This is a genomic window from Shinella sp. M31 (assembly GCF_049199205.1).
In the GTDB taxonomy this organism is placed as follows: Bacteria; Pseudomonadota; Alphaproteobacteria; order Rhizobiales; family Rhizobiaceae; genus Shinella.
This window is the reverse complement of sequence record NZ_JBLZPH010000179.1, coordinates 1-6,556: the sequence shown is the minus strand read 5'-3', so window position 1 is coordinate 6,556 and position 6,556 is coordinate 1. Positions and strand designations below refer to the sequence as shown.

General features: G+C 65.4%; 9 protein-coding genes. 1 reads left to right on the top strand and 8 read right to left on the bottom strand.

Annotated elements, in window-relative coordinates; translation table 11 throughout:
• Nucleotides 1-31 precede the first annotated feature (31 nt).
• Genes ureG through ACOZKU_RS27545 form a run of 8 tightly spaced genes read right to left on the bottom strand, consistent with a single transcriptional unit; the run spans nt 32 to nt 5,578 of the window.
• Nucleotides 32-643, bottom strand: a complete 612-nt coding sequence (gene ureG / locus ACOZKU_RS27580) for an urease accessory protein UreG (protein WP_314091720.1) — start codon at nt 641-643, stop codon at nt 32-34.
• A gap of 23 nt (nt 644-666) precedes the next feature.
• Nucleotides 667-1,338 carry an urease accessory protein UreF gene (locus ACOZKU_RS27575; protein WP_421581588.1) on the bottom strand — a complete coding sequence of 224 codons (672 nt, stop codon included), beginning with the start codon at nt 1,336-1,338 and terminating at the stop codon, nt 667-669.
• Nucleotides 1,322-1,786 (bottom strand): urease accessory protein UreE, encoded by a 465-nt coding sequence (gene ureE, locus ACOZKU_RS27570; protein WP_421581585.1) that lies wholly within the window; start codon nt 1,784-1,786, stop codon nt 1,322-1,324. Before ureE ends, ACOZKU_RS27575 begins: the two co-directional genes overlap by 17 nt.
• Nucleotides 1,787-1,797: 11 nt before the next feature.
• Complete coding sequence (ureC, locus tag ACOZKU_RS27565) at nt 1,798-3,510, bottom strand: urease subunit alpha (RefSeq protein WP_421581584.1); 1,713 nt, start codon at nt 3,508-3,510, stop codon at nt 1,798-1,800.
• Nucleotides 3,510-3,815 (bottom strand): urease subunit beta, encoded by a 306-nt coding sequence (locus ACOZKU_RS27560; protein WP_421581587.1) that lies wholly within the window; start codon nt 3,813-3,815, stop codon nt 3,510-3,512. Before ACOZKU_RS27560 ends, ureC begins: the two co-directional genes overlap by 1 nt.
• A 2-nt stretch (nt 3,816-3,817) precedes the next feature.
• Nucleotides 3,818-4,396: a HupE/UreJ family protein gene (locus ACOZKU_RS27555; RefSeq protein WP_421581583.1), complete on the bottom strand. Its 579-nt coding sequence runs from the start codon at nt 4,394-4,396 to the stop codon at nt 3,818-3,820.
• Between the two features lie 20 nt (nt 4,397-4,416).
• Entirely contained in the window at nt 4,417-4,719 is a 303-nt protein-coding gene (locus ACOZKU_RS27550; protein ID WP_117369807.1) for an urease subunit gamma, read from the bottom strand.
• 10 nt (nt 4,720-4,729) lie between these two features.
• Nucleotides 4,730-5,578, bottom strand: coding sequence for an urease accessory protein UreD (locus ACOZKU_RS27545; protein ID WP_421581582.1), 849 nt, complete (start codon nt 5,576-5,578; stop codon nt 4,730-4,732).
• Nucleotides 5,579-6,038: 460 nt separating this feature from the next.
• On the opposite strand from ACOZKU_RS27545, the gene ACOZKU_RS27540 reads away from it, so the two are divergent.
• The coding region (locus ACOZKU_RS27540) for an amidase family protein (RefSeq protein WP_421581581.1) at nt 6,039-6,556 on the top strand (518 nt) is incomplete at its 3' end.

Genomic DNA, 6,556 nt, shown 5'->3' with positions numbered 1-6,556 from the left:
CCGGAAGGGTTGGCGCAAGCGCGCCGATCGCTCACAAACCGCCGTGCAAACGCAGAAAATCGACGATCGGCGCCAGGCCGTCGCCGCGTTTCATATCGGAGAAAACGAAGGGACGCTCGGCGCGCATGCGTGTCGCATCGCGTTCCATCACATCGAGATCCGCGCCGACATAGGGGGCGAGATCCTTCTTGTTGATGACCAGCAGGTCGGAACGGGTGATACCCGGTCCGCCCTTGCGCGGGATTTCCTCGCCCTGGCAGACGGAGATGACGTAGATCGTCAGGTCCGCCAGATCGGGCGAGAAGGTCGCCGCCAGATTGTCGCCGCCGGATTCGATGAAGACCACATCCAGATCGGGGAACCGCCGGGAGAGATCGGCGATGGCCTGGAGGTTGATCGAGGCGTCCTCGCGGATCGCGGTGTGCGGGCAGCCGCCGGTTTCCACGCCGACGATGCGGTCCGACGGCAGCGCCTGCATGCGCATCAGCGCCTCCGCATCCTCCTTGGTGTAGATGTCATTGGTCACCACGGCGACGGAATAGTGTTCGCGCATCGCCTTGCAGAGCTTTTCGGTCAGCGCCGTCTTGCCGGAGCCAACGGGGCCGCCGATGCCGACGCGCAGGGGGCCGTTCTTCGATATCATGGGAACCTCCATTGAATATCCGCTCACGAGCGGAAGAGCCTTGTCGGCAGGGTTTCGTGCCTGAGGCTCGCGATTTCCGCCCGCATGGTCGCCGCGCCGAGATCGTCGAGCGTGGAGCGTGCGGCCATGTTTGCGAGCGTTACGATCCGCGCCTCCAGCCCGGCGAGTAACGTCACACCGTGCTTCTGGCCGATGACGCCGCAGCGGATGGCGACCGAGATGAAATTGGAGGTGACGGCATGCAGATAGGCGGCAAGCCCCGCCTCCGCCGTAATACCGTGGGCGCCCGCAACGGCGCCGACGGCCACGGGATAGGCCGCCGTGCCGCCGAGCTGGTCGAGAACCGCATGCGGCCAGCCGGCCGCCGCCGCAAGGAACGCCTCGCCCTGCAACATGGTCTCGCGATGCCGCTCCGACGAGCCCGACAGCGCCTCCGCCAGCGCCGCGACCTCCCCCAGCCGATCCGCATCGCCGACAGCGCGATGCGCCTCGGCAAACAGCACTACGTCATTCCAGAGGTTGCCCTGCATGAGCAGGCTATCTAGCCAATCCAGCAAGGTGCCGGCATCCCGCACGTCGCCATCCGTCACGACCTGTTCCAGACCGCCGGAATAGGAAAAGGCGCCGACCGGAAAGGCGGGCGACAGCCAGGTCATCAGTCGGATGAGATCGCGTGTTTCAGCCATGGCCGTGATGGTGATGTGCGTGGCCGTGATAGGCGCCGCGCAGCGGATGGAAGGGTTCGGATATCTCGCGCACGGCAGCACCAAGCCCCGTCAGCATGTCGCGGATGACGTGGTCGCGCAGGATGAGGATGCGCGCCTCCTCGATCTGCGCCGACAGATGGCGATTGCCGAGATGCCAGGCGAGTTCGACGAGATGAAGGCTGTCCCGCGGCGTCACCTCGTACAGCAGCTCTTCCGCCGCGATCACCTCGATAGTCTCACCTGTCTCCGTCAGGAGAAGGTCGCCATGGGAAAGCAGAACCGGCGCTTTCAGGTCGAGCATCACGACGTCGTCATGCTGCATATGCAGAAGCTTGCGGCGCAAGTGGCGCTGGTCGTGCGCCAGCACGACCACGTCGATCGGCAGACGATCGCCGCCGGCGCCGGATGGCAGGATTTCGGTGGAGCGATAAGGCAAGACGATCTCTCTCAGAACAGGAAGTAGCGCTGCGCCATGGGCAGCACGGTAGCAGGCTCGCAGGTCAAAAGTTCCCCGTCGGCGCGCACTTCATAGGTTTCCGGATCGACCTCGACATGGGGGGTCGCATCGTTGAGCACCATCGATGCCTTGGAAAGACCGCCGCGGGTGTTCTCGACCGCTACCATGTCCTTCGTCACGCCGAGACGCGCCTTCAGCCCGCCGGCCAAGGCCGCCTGGCTGACGAAGGTGACGGAGGAAAGTGCCGGGACCCGCCCATAGCTGCCGAACATCGGCCGGTAGTGCACCGGCTGCGGCGTCGGGATGGAGGCGTTCGGATCGCCCATCGGCGCGGCAGCGATGGTGCCGCCGACCAGAACCATATCCGGCTTGATGCCGAAGAAGGCCGGGTTCCACAGGACGAGGTCGGCGCGCTTGCCGGCCTCGACGGAACCGACATGTTTCGAGAGGCCCTGCGCGATGGCCGGGTTGATCGTGTATTTGGCGATGTAGCGGCGCACGCGCAGGTTATCGTTGTCGCCCGTCTCGCCGGGCAGCCGGCCGCGCTGCACCTTCATCTTGTGCGCCGTCTGCCAGGTGCGGATCAGCACCTCGCCGACGCGGCCCATGGCCTGACTGTCGGAAGAGATGATCGAGAAAGCGCCGATATCGTGGAGAATGTCCTCCGCCGCGATGGTCTCCTTGCGGATGCGGCTTTCGGCGAAGGCGATATCCTCGGGGATTGACGGCGACAGATGGTGGCAGACCATCAGCATATCGAGATGCTCGGCGATGGTGTTCTTCGTGTAGGGTCGCGTTGGGTTGGTCGAGGACGGGATGACGTTGGAAAGGCCGCAGACGCGGATGATGTCGGGCGCATGACCACCGCCCGCCCCTTCCGTGTGAAAGGCATGGATGGTGCGGCCCTTGAAGGCGGCGATGGTGTCCTCCACGAAGCCGCTTTCGTTCAGCGTATCCGTGTGGATCATCACCTGCACGTCGTAGTCGTCGGCGACAGCAAGGCAATTGTCGATGGCGGCCGGCGTCGTTCCCCAATCCTCGTGCAGCTTCAGCGCACAGGCGCCGCCCTCGATCATCTCGACCAGCGCTGCCGGCTTCGAAGTGTTGCCCTTGCCGGAGAGGCCGAGATTGATCGGGAAGGCGTCGAAGGACTGGATCATCCGCGCCAGATGCCACGGCCCCGGCGTGCAGGTGGTGGCAAGCGTGCCATGCGCGGGGCCGGTGCCGCCGCCGAGCATGGTGGTGACGCCCGACATCAGCGCCTCCTCGATCTGCTGCGGGCAGATGAAATGGATATGCGCGTCGACCCCGCCGGCCGTCAGGATGCGCCCCTCGCCGGCGATGACCTCCGTGCCGGGACCGACGACGATATCGACGCCGGACTGGGTATCGGGGTTGCCGGCCTTGCCTATCTTGACGATCAGCCCGCCCTTCAGGCCGATATCGGCCTTGACGATGCCCCAGTGATCGACGATCAGCGCATTGGTGATGACGGTATCGACGGCGCCTTCGGCGCGCGTCACCTGGCTCTGGCCCATGCCGTCGCGGATCACCTTGCCGCCGCCGAATTTCACCTCCTCGCCATAGATGGTAAAATCCTTCTCCACCTCGATGAAGAGGTCCGTATCGGCAAGCCGCACGCGGTCGCCGACCGTCGGGCCGTACATTTGCGCATAGGCGGCGCGAGAGAGATTTGCGGACATCAGAGTTTCCCCATCACTTGCTGGCGGAAGCCGTAGATTTCGCGTTTGCCGCCAATCGGCACGAGCCGGACAAGCCGCTCCTGCCCCGGTTCGAAGCGCACGGCCGTGCCGGCGGCAATGTCGAGGCGCATGCCGCGCGCCAGCGCCCGGTCGAAGGCGAGCGCCGGATTGGTCTCGAAGAAATGATAGTGCGAGCCGACCTGGACCGGACGATCGCCGGTATTGGCAACCGTCAGCGTCACGGTATCGATGCCGGCATTCAGCACGATGTCGCCCTCGGCGGTGAGGATTTCGCCCGGGATCATGGTCATGCCCCCGCGACCAGCCAGAGGCCGCCAAGCGCCGTCAGGCCGCCGGCAAGCCGCGCGACGATTCTGCCGGCACGCCCGCCGATGCCGAGACCGAGCGCCACGCCCGCACCGTGCAGCAGCGCGGTCGCCGCAACGAAGCCGCCCATGAAAGCAAGGCCGCTCGCACCGCCAAGCTCGAGGCCATGCGCATAGCCGTGAAACAGCGCGAAGAAGCCGACCACGGCCATGCCGATCGCCGTCGGAACCTGAAGTGCGACCAGCGCCAACAACCCGATGACCACGACGGATGCCGCAATCACCGGCTCGACGAAGGGCAGATGGAAACCACCGAGCGCGGCCAGGAAACCGAGGCTCATGGCCGCGACGAAGGCCGCGGGCACCGCCCACAGCGCCCGCCCGCCGATCAGCGAGGCCCAGAGGCCGACGGCGACCATGGCGAGTAGATGATCGACACCGGTCAGCGGATGAGAGAAGCCGGCGCCGAGCGAGCCGTGTGCGAGCGGATCGAGATGGGCGAAAGCGGGGCTTGCGGCCGCACCGACCATGAGCAGGGTGGCGAGAAACAGTCTTTTCATTCGCGTGTCCTTTTTTAAAATCAGCGGATCGGCTGGTGCACGGTCACCAGCTTGGTACCGTCGGGGAAGGTCGCTTCCACCTGAACGTCGTGGATCATCTCGGCGATGCCCTCCATCACTTGGTCGCGGTTGACGACATGTGCGCCGGCCTCCATCAGGTCGGCAACGGAGCGGCCGTCGCGCGCGCCCTCGACCACGAAATCGGTGATCAGCGCGATCGCCTCGGGATGGTTGAGCTTGACGCCGCGCTCCAGCCGCTTGCGCGCCACGATGGCGGCCATGGCGATCAGCAGCTTGTCCTTTTCGCGGGGGGTGAGGTTCATGGGCCTGTTCCTATAATTGCCAGACTTTCGGCAGCGGACGGCCGCCGAGCAGAAGGGAGAGAAGCGGTTCGAGACGTTGGCGCAGCGCAAGGCCTGATGCGGCAGCGAGGCGGATCAGCAGCTTGCCGTTCCAAGCGCTCGCTCCGCCGGCATCGCCGATGACGCCCCGAACGGCGTTCAGCAGCCGCTCAGGCTCTTGGGCGGCGTAGAGGACCGTCGCCATGGAACTGCCGCCGGCGAGCAGGGCGGAGCGGGAAAGCTGGGCGGCGATCTCGCCGGAAATGCGGAAATCCTCGGCAAACAGCAGCCGGCCGTCACGGCGGACGCGCCAGCGATCCTGCAGCGCGCCGTGCGAGAGGATTTCACCCATGGCGGTGCGGCCGAACAGCACCGCCTCCATCGCCACCAGCTCGGCATCGCCTTCCAGGTCGACTTCCAGCCGGCGGGAGAGACGGCCGCCATCGAACAGGATGGTCTCCTGCGGCAGCCAGGCAAGGCGCGCTCCGGCCCCCACCGTCAGCCGGTTCGTCACCGTCGCGGCCTCGCCCGTCGACCGATAGACGCGCTCACAGGCCTGCGTGGTGATCGTCGCAGCCGTCGTTCCGGCGATGTCGATTTCGGTGGCGATACGGTCGCCGCCGGCCAGACCGCCCGCCGTGTTGATCAGGATCGCTTCCGGCGGAAGGCCCGGCAAGGGCCGCGGCAGGCGGATCTTGACGCAGCCTTCCTGATAGAGGGTTTTCAGCCGTGTTTCGCCATGGCGGCGATGAAGGGCGAGCCGTGCATTGCCTTCGGCCCGCTGCAGCCGCAATGGCGTGGCGGAAGGATCGGCAAGTCTCGGCGCGGGAAAGACGATCAACGGATTGGCCTATCGAACCGGGCGATCGGAGAAGAGAAGACGGTCGAAATCGCGCATGGCTTGCAGGTCCCGGTGGCTTTCCCACCACGATGCAAAGGCCATGCCATTCCTCTCGGAGGCAGAAAAACGGCAAAGTGCCTCTTCCGAAACCGCAGTTGCTTTCGTGCCAGGAGGATTGAAGCCCGAAAATTATGCATAAGCACAATTTTTCACCTCTAACGAACCGTCCGCGTCCAGGCGGCCATCACTGCGCACTCTCTCGCCGCGATCGAGCCGAGGGGCGTTCGCTAGTCGTCCCCGTCGGGAGCGGCGCTGTCCCAGATGGGACATTGCCGCTGAAAAGACCGGAAGCTAGAACCGTGCGATGGCATCGCGAACGGTGAGCCTCGCGTAAAGAGGCGATGCCCGCCGGCGGCGGGCATTCATTATCCGCAAGCATGCCCCTTGGAGGAAGATCATCATGAAGGTTGTCGAGGCGTCGATTGGCGAACTGCGTGAAGCACTGGAGACGGGAGAGACGACGAGCGTCAGCCTGGTCGCGGCCTATCTGAACCGCATCGCCTTCTACGACCGGCACGGTATCACGCTCAATGCGGTGCCGGTGCTCAATCCCGGTATGTTCGCTGAGGCCCGCGCTTCCGATCTCCGACGGGCGCGCGGCGAAAGCCTCGGCCCGCTCGATGGCGTCCCCTATACCGCCAAGGACAGCTACAAGGTGAAGGGGCTAAGCGTCGCTTCCGGCTCGCCGGCCTTCGCCGACCTGATTGCCACGGAAGATGCCTTTGCGATCTCCAGGCTGCGGGCGGCCGGTGCGGTGCTGATCGGTCTCACCAACATGCCGCCGATGGCCAATGGCGGCATGCAACGCGGCGTCTACGGCCGTGCGGAATCGCCCTATAATCCGGATTGGCTGACCGCCGCCTTCGGGTCGGGCTCGTCCAACGGCTCGGGTACGGCGACGGCCGCAAGTTTCGGCGC